The organism is Mesorhizobium sp. M7A.F.Ca.CA.002.04.1.1, assembly GCF_004022805.1.
Classification (GTDB): Bacteria; Pseudomonadota; Alphaproteobacteria; order Rhizobiales; family Rhizobiaceae; genus Mesorhizobium; species Mesorhizobium ciceri.
Genome location: NZ_RZPL01000925.1, coordinates 1 through 1,890, shown reverse-complemented (window position 1 = coordinate 1,890; position 1,890 = coordinate 1). Strand labels below are relative to the sequence as shown.

Annotated in this window: 1 protein-coding gene; it reads left to right on the top strand. The window is 63.7% G+C overall.

Annotated features, from left to right (window positions below; translation table 11 throughout):
* On the top strand, positions 1 to 1,791 hold a 1,791-nt coding region (gene ligD / locus ENZ75_RS30530), incomplete at its 5' end, for a DNA ligase D (RefSeq protein WP_128278575.1).
* Positions 1,792 to 1,890 lie beyond the last annotated feature (99 nt).

Here is a 1,890-nt window from a genome sequence, read left to right as displayed (position 1 = left end):
GTGAAGTTCGACGGCTATCGCATGCAGGCGCAGATCGCCGGCACCGATGTGCGGCTGCTGACCCGCACCGGCCTCGACTGGACGAAGAAATTCGGCGGCGAGATCGTCGCGGAGCTGGCCGGGCTGAAGTGCAGCGACGCCATCATCGATGGCGAGGTGGTGGTGCTGGCCGACAGCGGCGTCTCGTCTTTCGCGCTGCTGCAGCAGGACCTGTCGGCGAAGCGGACCAATCGCTTCATCTATTACGTGTTCGACCTGATGCGGCTCGATGGGCAGGATCTTCGGCGCGAGCCGCTGGTCGAGCGTAAGCAGGCCTTGCAGGAACTGCTCGGCGAACAGTCCGACAATGCGGCGGTCCGCTTCAGCGACCATTTCGCCGAACCCGGCAAGATCATGCTGGAGCATGCCTGCCGGATGGGCCTGGAAGGCGTCGTCTCCAAGCGTGCCGATGCACCCTACCGCAGCGGCCGCGGCCCGACCTGGGTCAAATCGAAATGCACGGCGCGGCAGGAATTCGTCATCGGCGGCTACCTGCCGTCGGACAAGACCGGGCGCGGACTGCGCTCGATCCTGGTCGGCTTCCACGAGGGCGGCAAGCTGCATTATGCCGGCCGCGTCGGCACTGGTTTTTCGGGCAAGGGCGCCAATGAGCTGAAGGCAAAACTCGATGCGTTGACGGCAAAATCATCGCCCTTCGCCACCGCCGTGCCGAAGGGCAAGGGCCTGGTCTGGGTCAAGCCTGAACTTGTCGGCGAAGTGGAGTTTCGCAGCTGGACCTCGGACCGTATAATACGCCACGCCTCGTTCCAGGGGTTGCGCGAGGACAAGCCGGCGGAGGAAGTCGTGCAGGAAAAGCCCAAAGCGGCGACAGGCAAGCCATCGACAGGCAAGAGCACGGCCAAGCCGGCATCAGGCGGCAAAGCCGCCGGGTCGATCACGACCACGGTCAAACTCTCGCATCCCGACAAGCTGCTGTGGCCGGACGAAAACATATCCAAGCAGGGCCTGCTCGACCATTACGCACAGGTTTGGCCGCGCATGGAACAGTTCGTGGTCAACCGGCCGCTCAGCCTGGTGCGGGCGCCGGACGGCGTCGGCGGCCAGCGTTTCTTCCAGAAGCATGCCTCGGCTGGCATGAGCGACAAGATCGCGCGCATGAAGGACCCGACCGACGGCGAGGAAATCCTGTTCATCCGGGATTTCGATGGTGTTGCCGCACTGGTCCAGTATGGCGTGGTCGAGATCCACATCTGGGGGTGCACGATCGATGAGATCGAGAAGCCCGACCAGATCATCTTCGATCTCGATCCCGATGAAGGTGTCGACGTGAAGGCGGTGCGCGAGGCGGCACTCGATATCCGGGGCAAGCTCGACGAGCTGTCGCTGCCGAATTTCGTCAAGACCTCGGGCGGCAAGGGCTATCACGTGCTGGTGCCGCTGAAACCGGCGGCGGATTGGGATGCGGTGAAGGGCTTCGCCCATGACTTTGCCCGCGCGTTGGAGCAGGGTGCCCCCGATCGCTACACGGCGACGCTGTCGAAAAAAGCGCGCACGGGAAAGATCTTCGTCGACTATCTGCGCAACGGCAGGGGCTCGACGACGGTCGCGCCCTATTCCTCGCGCGCCAAGAAAGGCGCCACCGTGTCGATGCCGGTGACCTGGCCAGAGATCGAGGCCGGCTTGCCGCCGAACGCTTTCCCGATCGGCGACAAGACGACGCTGAAGCAGCTGGCGAAAGCCGATCCGTGGAGGGAATTTTTCAAGCAGGGGAAGGCGTTGAAGCGGGGGTAGTTCGCGCAATTTGCCAGCGCAGCGATCCTTCGCGCCCCCTCTGGCCTGCCAGCGTGACGAAATCAGCGTCGGCTCCTCAGCTCAGAAACACCTTCTCGA